This is a genomic window from Streptacidiphilus sp. EB129 (assembly GCF_041262645.1).
Taxonomy (GTDB): domain Bacteria; phylum Actinomycetota; class Actinomycetes; order Streptomycetales; family Streptomycetaceae; genus Streptacidiphilus.
Map to the genome: position 1 here is coordinate 251,355 of NZ_JBGCCS010000006.1, position 23,566 is coordinate 274,920.

At 72.0% G+C, this 23,566-nt stretch carries 15 protein-coding genes; 8 read left to right on the plus strand and 7 right to left on the minus strand.

The window, feature by feature from the left end; translation table 11 throughout:
* Positions 1-86: 86 nt before the first annotated feature.
* The 4 genes from ABH925_RS10490 to ABH925_RS10505 form a co-directional block, all read right to left on the minus strand.
* Entirely contained in the window at positions 87-1,934 is a 1,848-nt protein-coding gene (locus ABH925_RS10490; protein ID WP_370147079.1) for a hypothetical protein, read from the minus strand.
* A complete protein-coding gene (locus ABH925_RS10495) occupies positions 1,931-4,540 on the minus strand; it encodes a lantibiotic dehydratase (protein WP_370147081.1) in 2,610 nt (869 codons plus the stop codon). Before ABH925_RS10495 ends, ABH925_RS10490 begins: the two co-directional genes overlap by 4 nt.
* A 49-nt stretch (positions 4,541-4,589) precedes the next feature.
* The gene (locus ABH925_RS10500) at positions 4,590-5,675 is read right to left on the minus strand and encodes a hypothetical protein (RefSeq protein WP_370147082.1); all 1,086 of its coding nucleotides are present in this window, start codon (positions 5,673-5,675) and stop codon (positions 4,590-4,592) included.
* A gap of 149 nt (positions 5,676-5,824) precedes the next feature.
* Positions 5,825-6,013, minus strand: coding sequence for a hypothetical protein (locus ABH925_RS10505; protein ID WP_370147083.1), 189 nt, complete (start codon positions 6,011-6,013; stop codon positions 5,825-5,827).
* 396 nt (positions 6,014-6,409) lie between these two features.
* Between ABH925_RS10505 and ABH925_RS10510 the strand changes: the two genes are divergently transcribed.
* Entirely contained in the window at positions 6,410-7,765 is a 1,356-nt protein-coding gene (locus ABH925_RS10510) for a M16 family metallopeptidase (protein WP_370147084.1), read from the plus strand.
* Positions 7,762-9,135: a M16 family metallopeptidase gene (locus ABH925_RS10515; RefSeq protein WP_370147085.1), complete on the plus strand. Its 1,374-nt coding sequence runs from the start codon at positions 7,762-7,764 to the stop codon at positions 9,133-9,135. Before ABH925_RS10510 ends, ABH925_RS10515 begins: the two co-directional genes overlap by 4 nt.
* Here ABH925_RS10515 and ABH925_RS10520 read toward each other — a convergent pair.
* Positions 9,109-9,966, minus strand: coding sequence for a helix-turn-helix domain-containing protein (locus ABH925_RS10520; RefSeq protein WP_370147087.1), 858 nt, complete (start codon positions 9,964-9,966; stop codon positions 9,109-9,111). The genes ABH925_RS10515 and ABH925_RS10520 overlap by 27 nt on opposite strands.
* Positions 9,967-10,166: 200 nt before the next feature.
* On the opposite strand from ABH925_RS10520, the gene ABH925_RS10525 reads away from it, so the two are divergent.
* Entirely contained in the window at positions 10,167-11,891 is a 1,725-nt protein-coding gene (locus ABH925_RS10525) for a thiopeptide-type bacteriocin biosynthesis protein (protein WP_370147088.1), read from the plus strand.
* Between the two features lie 59 nt (positions 11,892-11,950).
* Positions 11,951-14,902 (plus strand): LuxR C-terminal-related transcriptional regulator, encoded by a 2,952-nt coding sequence (locus tag ABH925_RS10530; RefSeq protein ID WP_370147089.1) that lies wholly within the window; start codon positions 11,951-11,953, stop codon positions 14,900-14,902.
* A 74-nt stretch (positions 14,903-14,976) separates the two neighbouring features.
* Here ABH925_RS10530 and ABH925_RS10535 read toward each other — a convergent pair whose 3' ends face one another.
* Together ABH925_RS10535 and ABH925_RS10540 are read right to left on the minus strand one after the other, a co-directional pair.
* Positions 14,977-15,159, minus strand: coding sequence for a hypothetical protein (locus ABH925_RS10535; protein WP_370147091.1), 183 nt, complete (start codon positions 15,157-15,159; stop codon positions 14,977-14,979).
* 70 nt (positions 15,160-15,229) lie between these two features.
* Positions 15,230-15,397 carry a hypothetical protein gene (locus tag ABH925_RS10540; RefSeq protein WP_370147093.1) on the minus strand — a complete coding sequence of 56 codons (168 nt, stop codon included), beginning with the start codon at positions 15,395-15,397 and terminating at the stop codon, positions 15,230-15,232.
* 332 nt (positions 15,398-15,729) lie between these two features.
* Between ABH925_RS10540 and ABH925_RS10545 the strand changes: the two genes are divergently transcribed.
* Genes ABH925_RS10545 through ABH925_RS10560 form a run of 4 tightly spaced genes read left to right on the plus strand, consistent with a single transcriptional unit; the run spans position 15,730 to position 23,552 of the window.
* Positions 15,730-18,369, plus strand: a complete 2,640-nt coding sequence (locus ABH925_RS10545) for a lantibiotic dehydratase (protein WP_370147095.1) — start codon at positions 15,730-15,732, stop codon at positions 18,367-18,369.
* On the plus strand, positions 18,366-20,189 hold the full coding sequence (locus ABH925_RS10550; RefSeq protein WP_370147096.1) for a hypothetical protein: 1,824 nt from the start codon (positions 18,366-18,368) through the stop codon (positions 20,187-20,189). The genes ABH925_RS10545 and ABH925_RS10550 overlap by 4 nt, the downstream gene beginning before the upstream one ends.
* Positions 20,186-22,243 (plus strand): TOMM precursor leader peptide-binding protein, encoded by a 2,058-nt coding sequence (locus ABH925_RS10555; protein ID WP_370147097.1) that lies wholly within the window; start codon positions 20,186-20,188, stop codon positions 22,241-22,243. Before ABH925_RS10550 ends, ABH925_RS10555 begins: the two co-directional genes overlap by 4 nt.
* A gap of 10 nt (positions 22,244-22,253) precedes the next feature.
* On the plus strand, positions 22,254-23,552 hold the full coding sequence (locus ABH925_RS10560) for a hypothetical protein (RefSeq protein ID WP_370147098.1): 1,299 nt from the start codon (positions 22,254-22,256) through the stop codon (positions 23,550-23,552).
* Positions 23,553-23,566 lie beyond the last annotated feature (14 nt).

A 23,566-nucleotide genomic window follows, 5' to 3' on the forward strand; every position in this document is an offset into this window, starting at 1 on the left:
GCCGCCGACGTGCGTGACCGGTGGCTGCGTCCGGCCTGGTGGGGCCGCCGGGTGAGCTGCCGTCGCGGCCCGGTCGCCTTGGCCGCTCATCCGAGCCTCACCCAACCACAGGACAGCGGCAGCTCGCCGATGGCCTCATCGCGGGCCAGCAGCTGACCGTGCGGGCGCAATCCCATGCTCTGGGCACGTCCGAGGAGTTGACGCAGGCAGTCGTGGACCTGGTGCTCCGGGGCGATCTCCAGTGACCAGGTACCGACCGGATCCGGGCGCGCCACGGGTGCCTGCGGCGCGGTCTTCTCAGCTGCGCCGAACTGGACCCGGCCGGTGGCGCTGAACAGTGCCGCGTACGCGGCGGAGAGCGGACTCGGTCCCCACTGGGTGGCCAGTACCTCGCCGGTGGCCTCGTGGACCGCGCTGGCCAGTCGCCAGTCCAGCCCGGGCACCGTGCTCAGGCGCAGCTCCGCAGGGACGTCGAGGAAGTCCCTCAGCAGGCTCCACAGCGAGCGGACCGAGGCGTTTTCGAGCTGGTCCCAGGTCAGCGGGATGCCCACCGGCTGCGCGAGTGCGTCTGCTCCGGCCTGCCTGAGCAAGCCGTCCGCCAGCCAGTGGGTCTGGGTGAGCCCGGCGGCAGGGAAGCCGTCGTCGTTCGCTCCGGTCCGTTCCTGGGCGGCGCGGTGGCGCAGCGCCGCGAGTGCCGCCGTCAGACAGGCGGCGGCCCGGTTGCTGCCCCATCCCAGGAAGGAAGGGCCCGGGGCCTCGGAGAACGTGCTGACTGCCCGGTCGTCCGCGCGTCCGGCCGACGGGCCGGAGCCGGCCACCATCTCGGCGGTGACCAGGCTGACCGGCAGTTGCGGCAGGTCCAGGTCGCGGCCCCAGCGGGCGAGACCGGTCCATCGAGCGGTGAGTCCGATGGTGAGGCGGTGGACCTGCTGCGGGTCGACCGGCTCACCGACGGAGTCGGTGCCGTCGGCGCCGGTGCCAGGTACGGGCGCGGTTTCGGCGACGTCGGCCGCGGAGGCCGCGGGCACGGCCAGGACCTGAGCGATGTCTGCCTGCCGCCAGGCCGGTCCGGTGCCGGCCTCGGGTACCGGGATGGCCCTGGTCTGCACCGCATGGCCGTGCACCAGCATCGCGGTACGCCGACCGCTCTCGGTTCCGGCCAGCCGGGCCAGAACGGCCTGGGCTGCGAGAGATCCTGCCAGTACCGCGCTGATCGGGCGTGGTGCGGCGGCCTCGGCCGAGTTCCGCTGCCAGTCGGCGGCCCGGGCACGGACGGCCTGGAAGGACCGGAGCTCCTGCGGGCTCGCGCAGACCGGCCCGACCAGGGCGACGGCCGCCTCAGTGGCTACCGGCAGCACAGGTGTGCCCGGCGGGAGGGAAGCCGCGACGGCGAGCAGGTCCAGCGGGTCGTCGCAGTCGTCGATCAGTACCGCCACCGCCGGCCGGGCGATACCGTGCGCCGGGCAGGGGAGCGGAAGGTCCGTCACCTCTCCTGTGCCGTTCGCGGCCAGCCCCCGCCTTACCGCGTCGGCCGCCGGACCTCCGCCGGCGACCACCACCCGGGCGCTGCGCACCGCGGCGAAGGCCTGGTACGGCTCGGCGCAGTGTGTCTCCAGATAGGCCAGCAGTTCGACATGACCGCGTGCGGTCTCCGCGTCCGGCAACGGTCCGGCCACCGCGTCCAGGTCGATGAGCACATCCTGGGCGACCAGTGCCCGCACCACGTGCTCGACCACCGGCCGGGCGGCCTCGTCCCCGGCCGCGGCCACCATCTCGTCCACACTTGTGCCGTTGAGCAGGGCGTCCAGTTGATCGTCGACGAGGCTGTACAGGGCAGGCGGCCCGGACATGATGAACGAGCGGTTCCCCCGGGACCAGTAGACCCCTTGCGATATCGGCGCGCAGTGCGCGTCCGGGCGGAGTTTGACTCTCATGATGTCCTCAGCTGGAATCGGGCCCCTGCGGGGCGGTCGAGTTCGATGACCCACTCGAAGGCATGCCGTCCCTGGCGGACGCCCGGCAGAGCCTCCTCCAGGTAGCCGCTGCGGGCGCGGCGGTCCAGGAGCCGGGGCAGGACGCGGACCGCCAGCGCGCTGGCCAGGTCGACGTACTGCGGCTTCTCCCGCCGCCGGGTCACCAGGTAGTTGCGGGTCCACCCCAGGCGGGAGTCGGCACCGTGGCCGAGATCACTCTTGATCACTACCTCCTCCGGGACCCCGTGCACGGCCCGCCAGGCCGTGAGATCGACGAGGTGGCGGGCCGGTTCGTCGGGCGCGGGAGCGGACGGGAAGTCGGTTCCCGGATACCAGCGGCGGCGCTGTAGCACCACCTGGCCTGCCATGAGCCGGGGTGTGGCCGTGGTGCGGTCCGGTACGGGTGCGTCCGTTGCCGGGGCATGCTCCCAGCCGAAGGACTCGACCATCACCCGGCTGGATTCGGCCAGCCACATGGCCAGGCGCAGCGGGGCCGGGAGCAGTTCCAGCCAGCGCATCCCGAGCGACACCGGGCGCACCTGGGCGCCGTCCGCGTCCAGGAGGATCAGTTCGTCCCGGGCGGCGTCGTGCGCCAGCCGGATTCCGAGCCACTCCTCAGGGGTGATCGTCCGGTCCAGGAGCGGGATCCGGTGGTTGATGTTGACTCCGTGCAGTCCGCGGTCCTCACATGGCTCGGCCCCGTCGGCTGAGAAGAGACCAGCGGTGCGCCGGGCGGCCGACCTGGCGGCCCCGCCGCCCAGATCCCGGTCCGCGCCGAGGAAGCGCGCGCCGAGCAGGCCGTGGCCGGGGTAGCAGCCGTTGAGTACCAGGCGGCCGCCTACCGGCTGCACCAGCAACCCGTACGAGGCAGCCGGCCGCCGGAACCGCTCGGGCAGCGTGGCCGTCAACTCGGCCAGCAGGCCGGGCTCCAGGACCAGTTCCTCGGCGTCCGGCTGCTCGGAGGTGTGACGGGCGATCCGCTCGGAGACGGTACGTACGGCGGTTTCGCGCAGTTTCAGCAGTTGGGTCAGCGAACCGTCGGGCGGGCCGAATTCCGCGGGCGTGCCGTGGGTGAGCTGGGCTTCGCGGTTCAGGACCCCGGTCACTAGGTCGCCGGCGTGATCGACCAGCGGGATCGATGCCCCCGACCCGAAGCGGTCGACGAACAGGGTGCACAACAGGGCTCGCAGCTCGTGATTGCAGTCGAAGAGCGAGCCGAACTCGACTACCTCGGCCAGGTCTTCGAGGGCCGGCTCGTAGCCTGAAGCCGACACCTCGAAGGGTTCGACCACGTAGTCCTCGTTGACGTGCAGCCGAACCGGGTGGGAGCTGAGCGTGTTGAGTCTCTGTTGTGTGGATTCCAGCCGGTGCAGCAGGGCGACCCGCTCCGGCACGGTGGCCGTGGGGATCCGTCCCAGTTCGGCGGATACCTGCGCCAGCTCGGCTGCCGCGACCGGAGCGTGGTCGTGCAGCAGATTCCGGGCGGCGGGCAGCGGATCCTCGGCCTGTTCGTCCAGGACCGGTCCGGGGAGCAGGATCTGGGCGTCGCGCGCGGCGCGGATGATCCGGTCGGCCTCCGGCACGGAGACCCCGAGACGATCTGCCAGCGCGAGGCTCAGCCTCCCGGTCTCGACCGCCCCCAGCGCGGTGAGCCCGAGCAGCATGCTCAGCTGAGCGGTGAGCGGGGCGGAGAGCACTCGGATCTGTGCGCCCTCGCGGTGGTGGAAGCGCACGGCACCCTGCATCACGCGAAGCGAGGGATTCTGCTTCACCGCTTCCCCCGCCTCCGGCCCGTTGTCGGCGTTCTCGGCCGGGATGGGGCTTTGCGGCAGCAGGCCTCCGACCAAGGTGGAGATCAGCGCCCGGTCCATCGACGGCAGCGAGTGCGTTCGGCGGCGTTGAAAGGCGACCCGGTCGAGCGGCACCCCCTGGTCGGACCAGGAGGCGAAGCCGACCGCAGTGAACCGCGTGAGCGGTGAGGTGCGGACCAGGGCGCGGGCCAGATGCTGCAGGATGCCCCGCTCGGACTTCCGGTCGCGCTTGGAGAGAGTGCCGGCGGAGCGGGCATAGTGGCGCACCGCCTCAAGGACCCGAGGCGACGTGAGCGCCAGGGACAGTTGAAAGGACTCGGCACCCACGGCCTCGGCCAGGGCGGCACGCTCCTGGGCCAGACAGGTCTCGTAGCCCGTGGTCAGCACGCTGCGAGCGAGGTCACCGCGTTGCCGGGCCGCCAGCCAGGCGCTCGTCACAGCTGGCCAGGGGTGCCCGTCCGCCGCCGGGCCGGGGGCCCGGCGATTGTAGACCGCTCGTTTCAGCTCCAGGATCCGCTGGCGGTCCCGGCCGGTGGTGCCCCCTGCGAGCTCGAACAGCTCGGCGCAGGCGGCGTCGCCGAGCGAGGCGCAGAGCTGCTCGGCCTCGAGCAGGACGCGCACCGCGGCAGTCAGTTCCCGGGAGCCGAGGCGGTGTCCGGGGAGTGGGTTGATCCGCAGCATGACAGTGTCGGCGAGGCCGGCTGGGGCCTGGTTCGGGTTCGGGTCGGGTGGGACGAAGTGCACGGGTTCCCTCACAGAGGCGCACGGTGACAGGCGGAGGTCGGTGGCGGTGCTGTGTCACGCGTTACGCGGACGTGGCGGGGGTGCCTCGCAGCCTGCTGATCCGCTCCAGCCGCTGTGACCAGTCCTCACCGAGGATCAGGTCAGCGGCGCTGCTGACACCGAAGCAGAGGTAGTACCGCTGGACCGGGGTGATGCCGAGGCAGCTGAGGGCGCTGTAGAGCACGTTGAGGAGCAGGCGGTGGGCAATGTGCCAGTACGGCGGCTCGTGCTCGTTGAGCCCGGCCAGCCGGGCGGCGCGGTGGAACGGGCTCGGTATACCGTTCTCCAGCGGTGCCTTCCGTAGCGCGGCCACCGCCAGCCGACCCTCGTCCACGCTGCCGGACGCAGCCAGGGCAGTCGCCGTACCCCAGCCCGCGTGCAGCGCGTCGTTCCAGGAGTGCAGCAGGGCGGCTTCGCCGTCGGCGGTATCGGCCGCGGCCAAGCCGGAGAGTGCTGCGAGGAAGACGGCACGGTCCTGGTCGAACCGCTCCGAGAACGCGGTACGCAGGTCGGTCGTTCCGCCGGTGGCGGACCAGATGCCCTCGGTGTGCGAGCGCAGCGGGAGCGTTCCGATGCCGATTCCGAAGGGGTGCGCGAGTGCGCAGAGCGCCAGGATACGGGCGGCGTGCGGCAGCAGGACTGGGGACGGGAGCCCTGCGCTGCCGAGCAGCGGCTCCAGCAGTCGCCCGGCCAGCTGGTCACGGGCGTCGAGCAGTTCGTCACTCCACTGGTCGGGGGCCTCCGCGGTGCCGACCGCGGTGAAGCCCTGTGGGCGCAGGGGCAGGAGCGGCTCGGATATGCCCTCCCAACGGGCCAGCTGCCCGGCGCGGGCGAGATAGTCCTGCTCGCTCGGCGGCTCGGCGGCCAGCTGCGAGGCGGTGTGCCCGGCTGTGGCTGCGAAGGTGGCCAGGCTCACCGGTACTTGGACGAGTGGCCGCACGGAGACGACAAGATGCGTCCCGTGCAGCCACCCGCGTCGTACATGGACGAGGGGCGTCCCCTCCGTCCTCAGTTCGCGGATCGGGTCCGCGAGTTTCCCCAGCAGGAGCCGGGGATCGGCCGAGTAGTCGTACACATGAGCAGCCTGACCCAGTCCAAGTCGATTCATGGTGACTCCAGGTGTGACGCGGGACGCCGCTGCCGGTGAGCTGGGGCGGGGCCACGCTGAGGCCGATCCGGCGCTGCCGGACGAATAGGCGACCCCGGCCTCAGGGCCGAGGGCGTCGGGGACCGGCAGTTACTGGCCGGTCCGCCTGGTCAGCAGCAGGACGAGCAGGTGGAGGAAGAGCAGCCCGCGGCGATGTCGGCTCCGTCGCCGATGAGCTCGTCCATGTCCTCGACGTAGTCCGGCGCGATGGAGGCGCCCATCGCGGGCAGGGCCACCGCGTCGTTGGCGTCCAGTACGGCCAGCTCGGTCAGGTCGAACACGGCGAAGTCCACGCTCATGGCACACCAGTCCTTTCTAGGGTGTCACTCGGAGAAATACGGGATGTTCCGGGCCGGGCGGCTCCAGGGACCGACCGGCGGCGCACTCCGCGGCGTACGGCGAGCCGGTCGAAGGCCCGTTCCCTGGAGTGATCGTCATCCTGTGGCCGGGACCCGGGCCGCCGCAAGGGGGTCCTGGCGGCAGCAAACTGCACTGGTGAGCGGGCCAACCAGTAGGTGGGACTCGGCAGTTGGCAACTTGCTGCAGCGGCGGGGCCGGGCGGGCCGGCGGGGTGGACGGCGACCACCGGGGTCGATCAAGGTGGCCTCGGGCCGGCCCCGTGCGGGGTGGGCCGTGTTCGGACTCCGTGCCCTGCGGGCCGAAGGTTGAGAGGCACCCCGATGAGTCACCGCGCCATGCGTCAGAAGCAGTCCCACGACGGTGTGCTGACCGGCGGATACCACCGGATCCGGCTGGGCAACGGTCTGCGGGTGCTGGTGGCACCGGACCACAGCGCCCCGGTGGTGTCCGTCGCGGTCCTGTACGACGTCGGCCACCGCTCCGAGCCCGAGGGTCGCGAGGGTTTCGCGCACCTCTTCGAGCACCTGATGTTCCAGGGCAGCGAGAACCTGGAGAAGCTCGAACACGCCCGCTACCTGCACGCCTGCGGCGGCACCTTCAACGCCACCACCCACCCGGACCACACCGGCTACTTTGAGGTACTCCCTTCGGGGGCGCTGGAGATGGCGCTGTTCCTGGAGGCGGATCGGATGCGCGCGCCCCGGTTCGCCGAGGCGGGTCTGGCCAATCAGGTGGCCGTGATCGAGCAGGAGATCAACCGGAAGATTCTCGACAACCCCTACGGCGGGCTGCCCAGCCCCTGCCTTCCGGCGGTGATGTTCGAGGACTTCGCCAACGCCCACGACGGCATGGGCAGCGTCGAGCAGCTGAAAGCGGTCACGGTGGCGGAGTGCCGGCGGTTCTTCGAGGAGTTCTACGCCCCGGCCAACGCGCTGCTGGTGGTGTGCGGCGATGCGGGTCCCGACCTGGTGGCGGAGCTTGCCGAGCGTCACTTCGGCGCGATCCCCGGTGGTACCGCGCCCCCGCACCGGCCTGGAGCAGGAGTCGACGAGCTGTGGCCCACCACCCCACGACACCGCGAACACCACCACCCCGGTGCCGTGCTGCCGGCGCTCGCGGCCGGCTGGAGGCTGCCCGCTCGCCCGGGGCAGGACGACGCGTACCCGGCGGCCCTGCTGCTGTCCGAAGTCCTGGCGGACGGACCGGACTCGATCCTGCAGCGGCGGCTGCTCCGGCGCGACGGTTCGGTCTCGCAACTGGCCATGACGACGGGCCTGGGTGGCGCACCACTGGCGAGCCGGGACCCGGACGTGCTGGCTCTCACGGCGATCCTGCAGGCCGACGCCGATCCGCGAGCCGTCCTGGGCGCGGTGTACGAGGAGCTCGAGCGGCTCGCGGCCAACGGCCCGGCCCCCGAAGCGCTGGCGCGGCACGCCGCGAAGTGGGCCACCGCCTGGGCCCGGGCACTCGATCCGCTGAGGGCGCGCGCACCGCGACTCGGCGCGTTCGAGCTGCTGCACGGAAGAGCCGAACTGGCATGGGAACTGCCCGCACGGGTTCGGCGCATCACCCCGTCGCAGATCGCCGAGGCGGCCGCCGCAGTGGCCGCCCAACCACAGCGCTGGGTCACCGTCCGGTTGGAGACGGCGATGCGAGCCACCGGAACCACGAGAGGAGACCTGAGCGGATGAACAGCCCCAGTACGGCCGGCGGACGCGTCCTGCCTCCCCTGCCCACGACCATGCCCGCCGCATACGTCCCCGCCCCGGGCTCGATCGTCGAGCACACGACAAGCAGCGGGCTGCGCATCGTCGCCCTGCGCCGGCCCTCGGTACCGGTGGTGGAACTCAGGCTGGCCGTACCCTTCGGCGGTGACGGAAGCGCTCACGCCGCCACCGCCGATCTGCTGGCAGCGGTGCTGATCGGCAGCACGGACCGGCGCGACCGCGCGAGTTGCGAGGCCGAGCTCGGGCTGGCCGGTGGTTCCCTGCGGGCAACCGTCACCCCGGATCGCCTCACGGTGCGGGGCGCGGTCGCCGCCGACGGGCTCGGGCAGGCGCTGCGAGTGCTCGGCGACGTGCTGGACGACTCGCGGCGCCCCGAGGACGAGGTGCTGTCCCAAAGGACCCGGCTGACCCACCGCCTGAGGATGTATCGTGCGCAACCGAGGACCGCAGCCCGCGAGGCTCTGCTGGAGCAGTGCTTCCCCGGCCATCCGCTGACTCGTGAGGTGCCCCTGCCCGAGGCGGTCGCCACGGTCGACAGCGCGCAGGTGGCCGCACTGCATGCGAACGCCCTGGTGCCGACGGGCTCCCGGCTCGTCATGGTCGGCGACCTCGATCCGGCCGCTTCGGTCGTCGCTGCCGAGCACGCGCTGGACGGCTGGTCGGCTGTGCGTGCGGCGGTCCCCATGCGGGACATGCCCGCCCCCGCCCCCGGCCTGGCGGTGAAAGGCCGCCGGGGCGGCCGGCAGTCCCAAGTCCAGCTGCTCGCCCCGGCGCCGGGAGCACACGACCCGCGCCACCCCGCCGCGCGCCTGGCGAGCCTGATTCTGAGCGGGTCCATGGGATCCCGTCTCCTTGCCCGTCTGCGGGAACGGGACGGCCTGACCTACGTGGTGCGCGCCTCGATCACGGATTGGCCGGGGGGAGGCCTGCTGGCCCTCGACTTCGACACCAGCCCGGCGCACCTCGCTGCCGCGCTGGCCGCGATCCGGGAGGAACTGGACCGGTTCGCCACCGACGCCCCGCCCGACGACGACGAGATCGCCGCCACCCGGAACTACCGGACCGGCTGGATGGCGATCACGCTCGCGTCCCAGAGCGGGACGGCCGATGTGCTGCACCGGCTGCCTCCGGCCACCCGACACGCGGACTGGCTGGCCGCCCAGCCGGAGCTGATCAGGCAGACCAGTGACAGCGAAGTCCGTTCAGCAGCCCAGGGCATGGCCTCGGCGTGCTTCGGCGGAGTGGTGCTGACCGGACCGGCCGGCGTCGGCCAGGCCGTTCAGGAGGTTGAAGCGGCCGGATTCCGCTCAGCCGTTCCGGCCCGGGCGCGGTAGCGACCGGGCGTTGTCCGCCGAGTCGCCCGACGGACGGCCCGGATTCACGGTCGGCTGGGCCGGTACCGTGCCCAGCAGTGCGGCCCTGACCCCGGCCTGGAACCGACTCGTTGATCCCAGCTGGGACAGGATCTCCGCCACATGGCGTCGGCAGGTACGCAGCGAGATGCCGAGGCGGCGGGCCACGGTCTCGTCCTTGGCTCCTTCGGCGAGCAGCCCGATGATCCGGTGCCTGAGCTCCGCCTCCGCCCCGCCGCGGAGCGGAACCTGGTCCTGCCAGCTCGTCGCCTGCATCCAGGCGGCATCGAAGAACTGTGCCAACTGCCGTACCACCAGCGGCTGCTGAACCACGGCAATCTCAACGGAATGATCTGCTCCCTGGGAGGGGATGAGGGCCACGGCGTCATCGATGATCGCGATTTCCTGCAACTCGGTCCAGGTGACTCTCAGGTGGATGCGGCTCTGCTCCGGAGCCATGCGAGGCGCCATGGTGGGGCGGCTGACCAGCTCCTGTGCGGATACCCCGGAGCCGGCCCAGACCGCTTCCCGCGATTCGGGAGAATCCAGCAGCAAGGCGTCGGTGGGACGGACGTACGAGATCCGCTCAGCACCTCGGGCCAGCAGATCGGCGATGAACGAGGCAGTCTGACCGATGGTCAATACATCGGGGTTGCGCAGCTCCAGGGACTTCATCCGGGACTGTGCCCGTGTCAGGTCGGCCTGCCACCGCTCTGCCTGCTCGGACAGTTCCGTCAGCAGGCCGGTGACCTCCGCAAGGTGACCCGCGGCCTCGGTGACGCTGGTCTCGAAGGGGTCGAACATCAGGGTCATGTCTGCCCGATCTGCGGGTGCGGTGGTGAAAGGCGATGTTCGCAGCCGACCGATCCGCCCGCATGGGTATTAGTACCTAATCGGTGTATGCAATGTGCCGCAGGTGACGGGCAGTTGGAGATGTAGGTAGGCGTCTACGCAATTCTACCGAAGACGCAGATCCGGTCGGCTGCGAGTATCGCTCTCATGGAGGAGCCGAGATGGCCGTGACCCCCGCTTCGTCCCGCGCCAGGACGTGGAGCAGCATGCACTGCTTTCTCTACTGGCGGCCCCAGGACACTGATGCCTTTGTCACCGCGACACTGACGCCGCTGATGGATGCTCTGCACGCGACCGGCCGGATCGAGGAGTGGTTCTTCATCCGCTACGTCGAGAACGGCCCCCACCTGCGGATCAGGGCCCGGGGAGCCGACCTGGCGACCACACGGGACCTGCACGAGCAGTTGGCCGAGGCCGTGCGTTCCGCGCCGTACCCGGTCGATGACCGGATCGAGCAGGCACACCGGCGGACAGCGGATGACCCCAGGGCACTGCGCATCCATGGCGAGGTATGCGGGGCCGCCTATGAACCGGAGACCGAGCGCTACGGCGGCCCGGCGGCGATGCCCATCGCCGAAGACGTGTTCTGCCAGTCCAGCAGGATCGCGGCTGCCGCGGTCCAGCGCACGCCGGAGCCGGCCCAACGACTGTCCGCCGCAACGGACTTCATTCTCGCCACCGCGGTCGCCCTCGACCTCGACGCCCTCGACACGGCCCGGTGGCTGCGTCGGGGCGTGATCTCCTGGCGCGGACACTCCGGCACCACCACGCCGGCCCCGATGACGGTCCAGGGCCCGGCACTCGACGCGGCGGCGGCCCAGTCCGCGGCCATCGTCCGCCGCTGGCACGACATCGGGGCATCGCGGGTCTCCGGGACACGTCTGCGCGACCAGTGGACCGCCTGCATCACCGCGGCACGATCGCAGCTGGAGGCGTGCGATGCGGGGGAGGCGGTCGGCCGGGAACGCTGGCTTCAGGTGTGGGCCTCGCAACTGCACATGCTGCTCAACCGGATGGGCGTACTGCCCGTCGAGGAACGCTCACTCTGCTGGTTCATCGCCTCGTCCCTCCTCGCCCCCGACGGGACCACCGACTTCTTCGCCGACCACCCCGGTGCCGTGGACCGCCGCTACCTCGACGCCAGCAACTTCGCGCCCGGTCGCCTGGAGTGGCAGCGGCCCAGAGACGTCCCGCGGGTCGCGCAGCGGTCGCGGCGAAGGCCTGCCGCCGGCTCAAGGGTGGCCCTGACCGGCGCGGAGCCGCCGGGCATGCCACTGGGCGAGGCCATGAACCGCAGGGTGTGCGCGCGCGGGGACCTCGGTGCGCCCACCAGCGCGGAGGAGCTTGGGACTCTGCTGTGGTCGGCCCACGCCGGACACGCGTCCCCCGACTCCCGTGGCCACGTGTCCCGCCCGTACCCGAGCGCCGGCGCGAAGTACGTCGCCCGGCTGCGGCTGATCGTCCGCGAGGTCGCCGGTCTGAGCCCGGGCCTGTACGAACTGGAACCGGAGACCAGGACCCTGCTGCTGATCGGGACGGCCCCGACGACCGATGAGGTCGCCGCCGCGTCCATGTGGTTCAGGCGCGGGAACACCTCCGAACCGTATGTCGACATCTCGGCGCTTCCCGCGCTTGCCGGCCTCTACGTCGAACTCGGCGCGCTACGAGCGCGCTACGGACTGCGCGCGCTGCGGTTCGCCTTCCTGGAGGCGGGACACCTCGCTCAGAATCTGGCGCTCACGGCAGCGGCCACCGGACTGTCCCTGGGTGTGGTGGGCGGGTTCTACGATGACGTGGCGCACGAGCTGTTCGCGCTGGACGGCATCGACGACGTGCTCGCCTACGTGTTGCCGGTCGGCCGTCAGGATGGTTCGGTCCCACGGTGAGTCCATCCCGTGCTCCCGGCGGAAGCACGGGTGCCGCTCTGCCCTCAGGAGAGGTACGCATGTTCGTTCCAGTTTCGCCGGGGAACCATGACCGGTTGGTCGGTCGGGAGGCCGAGACCGCGCGGATCGCTGGGGTGGTGGAGGCGATGGGCTCCGGGCAGGGGGCTGTGCTGGAGATCGCCGGGGATCCGGGGATCGGCAAGACTCGCCTGCTCAGCGTCCTCGCGGAGCTGGCCGGCCGGCGCGGGGTCCGGGTGGCCCGAGCGCATGCCGTGCGCGGGAACAGCACCGCGTACCAGGTGTTCCGCGAGGCCTGGCCGGACCGCCTCCCGCTCGGCCTGCCGGCGGCCGACGACGAGACGCTCCTGCGCACGATTCGGACCCGGCTGGCGGACTGGGCCGCCGAAGCAGGAGGGGGCATGCTGCTGTTGGACGACGTCCACCTGTGCGACCCCGCCTCCGCAAGGCTGGCCGCCCGCCTGATCCGAACCCCCGTGCCCGGGCCCCTGGTCCTCGCTCTCGCCCACCAGCCCCGCAGGACCAGCGCTGTGCTGCTTGAGGCGCTGGACCACGGCGCGCGGACCGACACCGTGGTCCGCATCGACCCGCGACCGCTGGACACCGTGGCGGTAGCCGCGCTGCTCCGCCACTGGCGTGTACCCGAGGAGAGCGGCGCGGTCGCCTACCCCGGCCCGACGCTGCGAGCGGGGACGCCCGCCGGCGGTCGCACCCTCCGCGATCCTCTTGACTCTCCCGTGCTCGCGGAGCAGTTGCGCGTGGCGTCCGGAGGGAACCCGCGCCACCTGCGGGTGCTCGTGGCCGGGGGCTGGGAGCACGAGCACTGGCCGTACCGCCCCGGATCCGACACCGACGGACTGCTCCGAGAGGCCGTGGCGCTGACGGCGGAACTGGACGCGCTGACGCCGGACGCGGCCACGGCAGCGCACACGGCCGCCGTACTCGGCGACCCGTTCCGACCGGAGGACGTCGCGGAGCTCTCCGGGCACGACCTCGGTCAGACCCTCAACGCCCTGAGCGACCTCGTGCGGGCCGACGTGGTACGCCCCATCACCTCGAACGGGCGATTCGCCTTCCGGCACCCGCTGCTGCGCCACGTCGCGCACGAACGTGCCCCGATATCCGTCCGCCTGGCCGCCCATCAGCGGGCGCTGCGGCTGCTCGCGGACCGGGGGGCCTCGGCCGTGCAGCAGGCACGGCATGCCGAGCACCTCGTCGGCACGGACGCACCGACTGCTGTCAGCCTGCTGACCCGGGGCGCCACAGAAGTTCTCCCGGATGCTCCGGAGACGGCGGTCCGCTGGCTTCGTCTTGCCCTGGAGACCCTGCCGAGTGGTGACCGCCCAACGGCGCAGCGGGCCGCCCTGATGCTGGAGTGCTCGAGCGCCCTGAGCGCTGCCGGGAGGCTCGAAGCCGCCCGGAGCATCGCCCACGAAGTCCTGCGCGATCGCACCGGTCTGACCGAGGACCTCCAGCTGAAGGCATACGCCGTCCGCGCGGCCGCAGAACGCCAGCTCGGCCGATTCGCTGAGGCCGAAGCGTCCGTACTCACTGCCCTGGACGCGTTGCCGCGACCGCTGTCCGCCGCAGCCGCCGAACTCGCCTTCGAGTACGGGATGCTGCACCTGTTCCGGGGTACCTACCGGCAAGCGCGCACCCTGGTGCGCGAAGCCGCGAGAGGGACCGCGACCGGCCGCGAGGGCGACCCTGACACGGGGGCCGATTCCACGTCCGTCGCATCGGTGCGCGTCCTGTCCATGTTCGGTGACAGCTACCTCGGCGACACGGCCGCCGCGACACCCGCGCTCCGCGACAACGCCCGACGTGTCGACGGGCTGCCGGACTCCGCGGCCGCCCGGACCCCCGAGCTCCTCGCCATGCTCGGCTGCACCGAGCTGTTCACCGAGGAGTACCCCGCCGCGGAGCGGCATTTCCGCCGCGGTCTGGCTCTCGCTCAGGCCGGGGGACCGCAGCAGATGGTGCCGCACTGTCTGCTGGGCCTGTCCTACATCGATCAGGAGGCGGGCAGGCTGAGGCAGGCCGAGCAATGGGCGCTGGAGGCCGAACGCGTCGCCCGGGCCACCGGCGCGGACGACGCGATCAGCATGAGCAAGGCGATGCGGGTCGGTGCGATGATCTGGGGGCGGAGCCGGAGCGAGGGTGCCGAGGTCGTCGCACTCGCCGAGGAGAGCGCACGCACCGCCCAGCCCGGCTGGTGGGCGGGTTCCGCGGCCATGCAACTGGCCATGGTCCGGCTGATCAACGCGGATGCCCCCGGATGCACCGAGGCCCTGTTGGAGGGAGGCGGCGGCGAGGACCTGCACCTGTTCCAGCCCAACTACCACCCGATGCTGCTGGCGATGCTGTCCACGGCCGCGCTGTTCATCGGCGATTCCGGCGCGGCCCGGCGCTGGGCTCGCACCGCCGACTCGGCTGCCGGGCGGCTCGGGCTTGCCGTCCAACGAGCGCATGCCGACCGGGCTCAGGCCATCGTGCACCTGGCCGGGGGTGAACATGACCTGGCCGCCCGGCTGTTCGAGCAGGCCGCGCACGGGTTCCGGCGGGGCGGGAGGCCGATCCACCATGCCTGGACGCTGGTGGTGGGCGCGCAGGCGGCCGAGCACGCGTACGGATCGGCGACCGCCGCGCACTGGCTGGCCTCGGCGGTGAACCTCGCCGACCTGCACGGCGCCGTTCGGGTCCATGAGGAAGCCGTCACCGTGCAAGGCATGCTGACATCGGGTGCGACCTCTCGCAGCACGACCCCGGCATCGCCAGGGCCCGGCCTCATGGCCATGCTCACCGAACGGGAGCGCCAGATCGCGGCACTGGTCACCGCCGGCAAGCGCAGCCGCGATGTCGCGGAACAACTGTTCCTCAGCAAACGCACCGTGGACGCCCATCTCGCGCGGATCTACCGAAAACTCGACGTCTCCTCTCGCACAGCTCTTACCCGTCTGCTGCTCGGAGGCGACGGTATCGGCTCCGAATGATCCCTTCGCGGCCTACTTCACTGGTGACTGTGAGGCGAGGTGGGTCGGGCAGGCGCCTGCCCGACCGCGTCACCTCAGTAGTCGGGGTGGATGCAGCTGTTGCAGCAGCACGAGGGGGCGTAGTCGACTGTTGCTCCGTCCGCTGCGGGCGTGCCGTGCACCATGCTGACCACGGTCAGTGCACTCAGGTCGAGGGAGTCGAGGTCGAACTCGTCCCCCGCGGACTCGGTTTCAAGGCGGTCGATGAGCTGGGGCATGTCTCTCCGATCAAGGCAACGGTGATTCGTAAGGCGGGAGCAGGCACGGTTGCCCACTACCGGACATATGTCAGTGCGGGTCGGTCCAGACGCACGAGCAGCAGCTGGAGGCACCCATGGTGGCCTCGTCCGGCGTGGCCGTGTGGTGCAGCATGCTGACCACGGTCAGCGAGCTGAGGTCGAGGTCGCTGAGGCTGAACTCGTGCTTCGCGTCGATGACTTCGAGGATCTGCGGCATGGAAGGTCCTTCCTGTTCGGGCGGAGACGCCAGGGTCCTGCTCCGACCGGCCAGGCTCACCTGCGCCGACCGGCGGCACCGACCGCGATGTCACAGTCGGCTTCACGGCTACTGTCCGGCGTACGCCGGGACCCCGCATCGGTAGAAGTACCTATCCGCCGTACCGCAATCAGATGCCGAAGCCCCTTTGCCGAAGACCTACGTACGCGATTAGGCACTTCTACCGATGCCACCGAAACACGTGGCTGCGAACGTCGACCATGGCGCGTGGAGATGCCTGTGGCCAGGGCGCGCGGACCGGCGGTGCTGCGGGCCGAGGAGACGGGGAGCGGATGACCGACACGACAGTACGCAGCGCCGAGGCGTCCTGCGTCCGCCCGGGTGAGGTGACCGTGGCACCGTACGGACTGGTCCGCATGGTCGCGCTCGCCGCCCCCGAGCCCGCGCCGGTCAGCACCGAGTACCGCGAACGCGTCGGACGCCTGGTCGAGCTGACGCGCTGGTGCGAACACTCCAGCACCCAACTCTGTGCCGCCCTGTATGACTTGGTCGGGACCGCGGAAGCGGACGTCCGTGCGCGGGTGCTGGTGCCACTGCGCCGCGATGTGCACAACGGCCGGTCGCCACGACCGTTGCTGCGGGCGGCAGTCGCGGATCTGGCTCAGCAACTGCCCTTGCTGGACCAATGGCTGTCGGCACGCGACGAGATGGATCGGATCGACCAGGCGATAGTCGCTCTCACCGCCCCGGCGCTGGCGGCCGATCGCACCGCGCAGGCGGCGCTCTGCCGCAGCGAGGAACTGCAGCGGGCCGTGGCAGGAACCAGCGAGGACCTGCTGCGCGCCGTGCAGCGGGCGGCCGTCCAGGGGGCCGCCCCGGACCGGCAGGGCCGCAAGTCCGAACCCACGGTACTGCGGTACGCCATGCGCGCTGTCACCAGGACAGTCCCGCTGTCCTGGTTCACGCAGGTCGGCTGGGGCGAATGGCGTGAGGGGCACCAGGACGCCGCGGGGCGGGAAGCGGGCCGAGCCGGGCGCACCGCTGTGACCGCCGTCGCCCGGGTGGAGCGGCTGGCGCTGGACACACTCCTCCAAGGAGTGCTCCGACGAGTGGAGTTGCGCGCATTCCTCGGCCACCGCCTGGCGACGGGGCTGCGCTGCGAGGGGGCCCAGGTGTGCTACTCCCGGCGTCCGGAGGCGGACGCGGCCTCTCCGCACGACATGGTCGTCGAGGAGCAGGTCGCGCTGCCACTGACGGCACCGCTGCGCCAGGTGCTGGCCCACATCGCGGACGGTGGCCCGGCGCGGCCGCACGATCTCGCCGCCGGCATCGCTGCCCGGCTGCCCGGAGCTCCGGACCAGGCGCGGCTCGCCGCGGCGGCGTATGTCGACGGGCTCATCGGTCAGGGTCTGCTCCGGCCTGAGTGCCCGTTCGATCCGCAGGCCGCGGACATGGTCCGCCAGGCGACCGACTGGTTGGTCGACATCGGCCTCTCTGATCTGGCGGTGGTCCTCGCCGACATCGAGGCGGACACCGAGAGCTATGCCTCCCTGCCGGCGACGGCCCGGCCCGAACGCCTGGCCCGGATCCGGTCCCACTGGTCGCGGGCCTTCGCCCTGGCGGGAGCCGCTCCGGGAGGTCGCCGCACGCCACTGACTGAGGACGTCACCACCCGCTGGGTGCTGAACCTCGGCCCCGCTCACGGTGTCGGCGCCCTGCCGGACCTGGCCCGGCTGGCTCCGCTGTTCGAGCTGTTCGACGAACACCTGATGGCCCGCCGAGTGGCCCGGGACCGGTTCGTCGCACGGTTCGGCGTCGGCGGGAGCTGCGATTCGCTGCTTGAACGGGACGCCCCCGGCGACCCCGGCGTCGACGCCGGGCTGAGCAGTGAAGTGCGTGATCTGCTGCGCCTGCGCGCGGAGTTGGCCGCCAGGGTCCGCACGACCGTCCCCGCCGCAGGGGCGGTCGGTGAAGTGGTCCTGCCGGACCCGGTGGTCGACGATGCGGCACGGCGAAGCCCAACCTGGCTCCGGCAACGTCCGGTGTCCTACGGAGTGTTTATGCAGCCGGTTCCGGTCGGCGGCGTAACCCGCCTGTTGGTCAACCATGTGTACGGCGGCTGGGGCCGCTTCACCAGCCGATTCCTCGACCAGCTGGAGCCGCGGGCGAGGGAGCAGGTGGCCGCGCAACTCGCGGCGACGCTCGGAGCCGCGGAGCGGGTCGCGCAGATCCGCCCGGTGGGTGGATTCAACGCCAACCTCCATCCCAGGATCGTCGCTGACGAGGTGTCCGACAGCGGTGAGTGGTCCACGCTTCGGCCGGAGCAGCTCCAGCTGGTCCACGACACCGTCGGTGATCAGCTGCGCCTTCGGGTCGCCGCCACGGGCGAACTGATCAACGTTCTCTACCTGGGATTTCTCATGCCGATCGCGCTGCCCGCGCACTGGCGTCCGCTGGCGAACGACCTGGGCGGGGACGTGGTGAACCTGGGGAGCGAGCTGGTGCCGGGCCGGGACCTCGACACCGTCCTGGGGCGTGTCCGGTACCGGCCCCGCTTGCGCTACCGTGACGTGATCCTCACCCGCGCCCAGTGGCGGCTGCCCGCGGAGATGGCACGAGCCTGGCGCGCTGAGCTGGACCGGCGACCGGCCGCGCAGGTGGTGGCCCGCTGGCGGGCGGCGCTGGGCATTCCCGAGCGGGTCTTCCTCTCCGCCGCCGTCCGTGCACCGGCCCCGGCGGAGGCGTCCGGTGGCGCCTCCGGGAACGGCGCCGGGCCGCGCGCGATCCCGGCCTACCTCAGCACGCCGAAGTCCCAGTACCTGGACCTGGGCAGCGCCCTGCATGTGCGCTGCCTGTCCCGCACCCTCGCGCGCTACCCCGGGACCCTGATCCTGGAAGAGGCGCTACCGGAGCCCACCGCTGGACAGCGTGCCGTCGAGATCGTCGCCGAGACCTACCGGAGCCAGCCGTGACCAGAGCATTTCCCTCGACGGTCGACGTGACCCGCCCCGCCCTGACACTGCGGCTGCGCCCGATTGTGCACGCCTGCCCGATCCGCGACGGAATCCATGTGCGCGGCGCGCGCTCCAGTTTCACCATGAATGGATCCTCCGGCCTGTGGCGGCTGTGGCAGCTGATCTCGCTGGCCCTGGCTGACGGCCGTTCGCACCAGGGCTTGCTGGAGCTGGCCCCCAATCCGACCGTCCGGGCCGCGATCGAGACGCTGGCGCAGCAGTTGCACGACCACGACATGCTGGTCGAGATACCGCCGGGCTGGGGCGAATCGCTCGGCCCCGATGATCCCCCCGCGCGGATCGCCGGCTGGCTGGCGGCGGTGGCACCGGATCCCCTCGACGCGTGGGAACGGCTGCGGTGCGCGGCGGTCGTCGTAGGCGAGGACGGTCCGGTCGCCGCTGCCGCTGCCCGTGCCCTGACCGGGGCCGGAGTGCGGGTGCTCCGCCCGCGAGAGCTCCTCGGCGCGCCGGCCGAGGCCGGATCGGGCATGGGCGGGCTGACTGCGCATCCGATGAACGTGCCGGTCGTGCTCAGTGCCAACGAAGTAGCGGTGGCGGTGGCCGCGGTCGGTGACGTCGGCCTGGTGACCCCGACCGGAACCACCGAGTCGGCACGGCGCGACGCGGAGGCACTCGCCGAGCGGATCGGGCTACCGGCCGGGCCGCCCGCACCGGCGGTCCTCGCGGCGCTGGTCGGCGGCGCCGCGGCACACCGTCTGGTGTGTGCGATCGCCGGACTGCCCGACCCCGGCGCGGACATCTTCGCCCCGGCCGCCAGGCGATCGGCGCCCACCGCATCCGCCGCCACCGCCTCCGCGGCGACCGTCACCCCGGCTGCCGCCGCAGCCGGGGCATCGACGCCGCCCGGCCACCCGACAGCCCTCATCGCCCGCCTCGACCCGCTGCGCGCCGCCTACCATCCGTGGCCGGCATCGGCCGGGACCGTTCTTCCACCGGGCGGCGAACCGGCCGACCTGGACACCGCGCTGACCCGCGTGGAGATGCTGGGCGACCCCGAGACCGGGGTGCTGCCCCCGGTGGATCTCGACGATCTGCCCCAGTTGCCGACCGGACTCGCCCAGTACGCCGTCGGCGACGTGGTTCTCTACGGTATCGGCACCGACAGCCGCAGGGCTCGACTGGCTGCCGCACTGGGCGCAGTCGAACGCCTGCTCGGGCTGAACGGCGAAGCCGGTGCTGTCGTGGGCGCCGACACCAGGCACGCCGAGGGGGTTCTTCTGCGCCGCCTGGTTCGCCTGCGCTGTCCGCACCTCGCAGCCACGGAGCTGGACGAAGCGGAGTGGGCGCGGTCCCCGGAGGCCCGGCGCTGGTTCAAGGCGGTCACCCTGCGCTTCGGCGTCCAGGCGGACCTGCGGCTACGGCGGCTGGCCACGGGCCTCTACCACGCCGAAATGAGCACTGGTGCCGAGCAGTTGGGTTGGGCGGTGGAGAGCACTGCGGCGGATGCGGCGGCGTTCTGCGCGCTGACCGCAGCGGGAGTGCTCCAGTGGCGGGCCGCCGGCGGTGACCCGACGGCCATCGCCCACGCGCTCTGCGGTGCCTTCCCGCTGCCTGCTTCGGAGGAGCCGGACCCTTCCACGACCTCCGATGGACGGACCTGGCTCGCCGCCACGTACCAACGCGAGGACGGGCTGCAACAGAGAATGCGGATTCTGCTCGGCATCGATGCGCCGCCCACCGTGCCGCTGGAGCCGAACAGCCGGCTGACCCGGGCCCTGGCAGCGGCCGGACTGGTCTCCGTGGGAGTCGCGCCGTGACCGGAGCCCCACCGGACGCGCACCGCCTCAGCGACCTGCTCGCCGCCGCCATGGCCGACTCCGGTCCGGCTGCGTGGCCGGTCCTGGACCTTCAGACCGCTCTTGCCCTGCCGACGGATCCGGTTGCCCCGGCACCGCACCCCGGCGCTGACTCTCGACCCGGCACCGACTCGGTCCCCGTCTCCGTCTCCACCCGCGTCGCCGTGGTGGCGCTGGACGAATGGACCCCCGAGCAGGCCGCGGCCCTGTCCGCCCACGCCTGGAAGACCGGAGCGACGCTGCTGCCTGTCCGGGTCGACGGCACCACCGCGTTGATCGGGCCTCTGCTGCACCGCGACGCCCCGGCCTGCCTGGGCTGCGCCGAAGTGGAGCGACTGGCGACCATCGGTGGCCGCACGCCGCGGCGCCAGGGCGATCTGCGCCTCGGCGGCGTTCCCGCGCCGACCATGCTGCCTCTGCTCGCCGCCCTCGCCGCGGACGCCCTCGCCGCGGGCGCCCACCGGCCGGGCACGGTGTGGGCGGTGCGCACCGACGACGGCTCCTGCTCCACCCACCGGGCCAGGCCCCGCCGCGGTGGCTGCCCGGTCTGTGGGCCACTGCCCGAGGACACGGCCGAAGGCGCCCGGTTCGCTCCTGCTCCACGCCCCCTGGCCGACCCCTACCAGCTACGGCAGGACAATCCGGCCACGACCGGTGCGGGGCTGCGCACCGCACTGGTCGACGAGCGGCTGGGCCCGGTGGCGAGCTTGTCGCGCCGCGGGACCGATCCGCTGGCCCTCGCCCAGGCCACCGTGGTCGGTGACCGGGAGCAACGCGACGGCGGCTACGGTCGCGCGCTCACCTTCGCTGACGCCGAGCGGATCGCGCTGTTCGAGGCCGTCGAGCGAATGACCGGGATGGACCCCCGCGGAAAGCGGACCGTGGTGCGCAGCAGCTTCGCCGAGCTCGGACAGGAGCGCGCCCTCGATCCGGCCCTGCTCGGGCTGTACGAGCCGCACCTGGAGGAACTGCCGCAGTTCCGGCTCGCCCACTACACGCCTGACCTGACCACGGACTGGGTGTACGGCTGGTCGATGGGCCGCGACCGGGCGCTGGCGGTACCCGAGCAGGTGGCCTACTGGGGCCTCCCGCACTCGCCACGCTCCGGTGGCGAGACGCCGTTCATCCTGGAGACCTCCAACGGCTGCGGCCTCGGCAACAGCCTGGAGGAGGCGGTCCTCTACGCCCTGCTCGAAGTCGCCGAGCGGGATGCATTCCTGATGGCCTGGTATGCGCGGACCCCGCTGACCCCGGTCGCCCCGCCGCACGAGGACCCCCTGGTGGGCCATGTGGTCGATGAACTCGACGCCCGCGGCTACGACCTGCTGCTCTTCGACAGCAGCAATGACTTCGGCGTCCCCGCCGTGGCCTCGCTCGTGCTCTGCCGCGACGCCAAGTCCTCCGCGCCCCACGCATTCTTCGCGGCGGGCGCGCATCCGGACCCTCGGCAGGCCATCCGCTCCGCCGTGGTGGAGGCGTTCGTCAACGTCCAGACCACCGCCGAGCGGGCGCGCACGTCATCCGGCGGGTCCATCGGGCCCGGCGCGTACCAGCGGGAACGGGAGCAGGACAGGCTGCGACGGATGCTCAACGAGCCGCAGCGGATCACCTCACTGCAGGACCACACCGACCTCTACACGCTCGCCGAGGCCCGCGCCCGCTACGAGTTCCTGCTCGCGGACGACGCGCTGCCACAGCCCTGGGGTGAGATCTGGGCCGGCTCGCCGGAGCCCGTCGCGGACCTCGGGGTCTTGCTGACGGAGCTGGCCGAGCGCGTCGTGGGTGCCGGGATGGACGTCATCGTCGTCGACCAGACCGACCCGGTCGTCCGCGACACCCTCGGACTCCACGCGGCCAAGGTGCTGGTGCCCGGCGCGCTGCCGATGACCTTCGGCCATGTCTACCGCCGCACCCGAGGCATCCCACGACTGCTGGACGTGCCCTGGCGGCTGGGCCGGCTGTCGGCCCGCCCCGCATACCGGGAACTGGCCCTCGACCCTCACCCCTTTCCCTGAACGGGCAGGTATGACCGACCCTCCGCGCCCAGACGTCGTGCCCGCCGACCTTCGCGGCACCCATGTCCCGCGCCTCGACCGTGAGCGAACCGCGCTGGCTGCGGCCTACGCGCATGGACCCGGCAAGTCGGTCCGGGCACCGGCCCGTGCAGTGCACCCGGTCCGGAACCGAGCAGCGCACACCGTGGCCCTGAGCGCCCTCGCCGACATCCCGTCGTTCGGCCCGGCCCTGGTGCGGGCGTTGACCGCTGCGCTGGCCCCACGCCGTTGGGAGCCCTGGAACGCCCACAACGACCACCGGGCCTACCCGTCCCCACGCTGCGCCTATCTCGCGGACACGGCCTTGCGGATCGCCGGACAGCGGTGGGCCGTCGATCCGGTGAGACTCCGTCTGGAGGGAGAGGGGCAGCTGCCGAGACTCTCCGCGGTCTCCTCGGTCACCGTCGAACTGACTGTGGACCCAGGCCGACTGTCCGAGGGATACGGCACCCTGCGCGAGGCGCTGACGCTACTGGAGGCCGGGCATCTCAGCTCCGCGCTGGTCGAGGCGGGCCTCGCTGCCGGGCTGGCCGTGCGGACCTCAGTCGGGGGCACCGGCGGTACATCCGACGCCATGGTCGAGCTGACGTTCACCCAGGAATTGAGACCCAGTCCAGATGGGTCAACAGTCCGGCCCTGGCGCCAGGTCGCCCCAGTACGCAGCGGGGCGCTCGGTCCCCGCGGCCTGTCCGCGGATCCCCGACCGCTGGCCGCCGAACTGCTGCACCGCCTGATCCGCGACAGCCGCCCCCCTGTCGGCTCGTTGGCCCGCACACCGGCGGACCGGCCCGGGGTGGCCAGGCTGCGGCACCGACTCGCCGTCCGCGGGGTGACCGGCATCCACGACGGAGTCCACAGGCTGGACGGAGCGTCGGCGGATTCACACGGGTTGGTACTCCTGCAACGCGGACCGGCCACGGAGTGGCTCCAGTCCGCCTCCGGCTTCGGCCCGGCGGAGGTCGACGTCACCGGGCTGAACCTGGTGTGGGTGATGACCGGCGAGGTGGACGCCACGGTCCGGCAGGAGGGCGCGGACGGATATCCGAACCTGCTGCTGACCGCCGGGGCCGCCGCCCAGCACGTGTGCTCCGCCGCCGCAGCGTCCGGACTCTTCTGCCGCCCGGTACGCAACTTCGACGAAGCCGAAACCGAGGCCGCAGTGCTGGCCGGCGCCGGTGAGGACGCCGTCTACATGCTGCTCATCGGCCGGCCCCGAGCGCTGGACTTCTGCTACGACCTCACCGACCCCGAGGACCCGACATGGCCGTGACCGTCCCCGCCTCG

Excerpts from the sequence above, each read along its gene's own strand:
- ABH925_RS10490 (WP_370147079.1), bottom strand. The coding sequence starts at position 1,934 with ATGAGAGTCAAACTCCGCCCGGACGCGCACTGCGCGCCGATATCGCAA.
- ABH925_RS10500 (WP_370147082.1), bottom strand. The coding sequence starts at position 5,675 with ATGAATCGACTTGGACTGGGTCAGGCTGCTCATGTGTACGACTACTCG.
- ABH925_RS10505 (WP_370147083.1), bottom strand. The coding sequence starts at position 6,013 with ATGAGCGTGGACTTCGCCGTGTTCGACCTGACCGAGCTGGCCGTACTG.
- ABH925_RS10510 (WP_370147084.1), top strand. The coding sequence starts at position 6,410 with ATGCGTCAGAAGCAGTCCCACGACGGTGTGCTGACCGGCGGATACCAC.
- ABH925_RS10515 (WP_370147085.1), top strand. The coding sequence starts at position 7,762 with ATGAACAGCCCCAGTACGGCCGGCGGACGCGTCCTGCCTCCCCTGCCC.
- ABH925_RS10520 (WP_370147087.1), bottom strand. The coding sequence starts at position 9,966 with ATGACCCTGATGTTCGACCCCTTCGAGACCAGCGTCACCGAGGCCGCG.
- ABH925_RS10525 (WP_370147088.1), top strand. The coding sequence starts at position 10,167 with ATGGCCGTGACCCCCGCTTCGTCCCGCGCCAGGACGTGGAGCAGCATG.
- ABH925_RS10530 (WP_370147089.1), top strand. The coding sequence starts at position 11,951 with ATGTTCGTTCCAGTTTCGCCGGGGAACCATGACCGGTTGGTCGGTCGG.
- ABH925_RS10535 (WP_370147091.1), bottom strand. The coding sequence starts at position 15,159 with ATGCCCCAGCTCATCGACCGCCTTGAAACCGAGTCCGCGGGGGACGAG.
- ABH925_RS10540 (WP_370147093.1), bottom strand. The coding sequence starts at position 15,397 with ATGCCGCAGATCCTCGAAGTCATCGACGCGAAGCACGAGTTCAGCCTC.
- ABH925_RS10545 (WP_370147095.1), top strand. The coding sequence starts at position 15,730 with ATGACCGACACGACAGTACGCAGCGCCGAGGCGTCCTGCGTCCGCCCG.
- ABH925_RS10560 (WP_370147098.1), top strand. The coding sequence starts at position 22,254 with ATGACCGACCCTCCGCGCCCAGACGTCGTGCCCGCCGACCTTCGCGGC.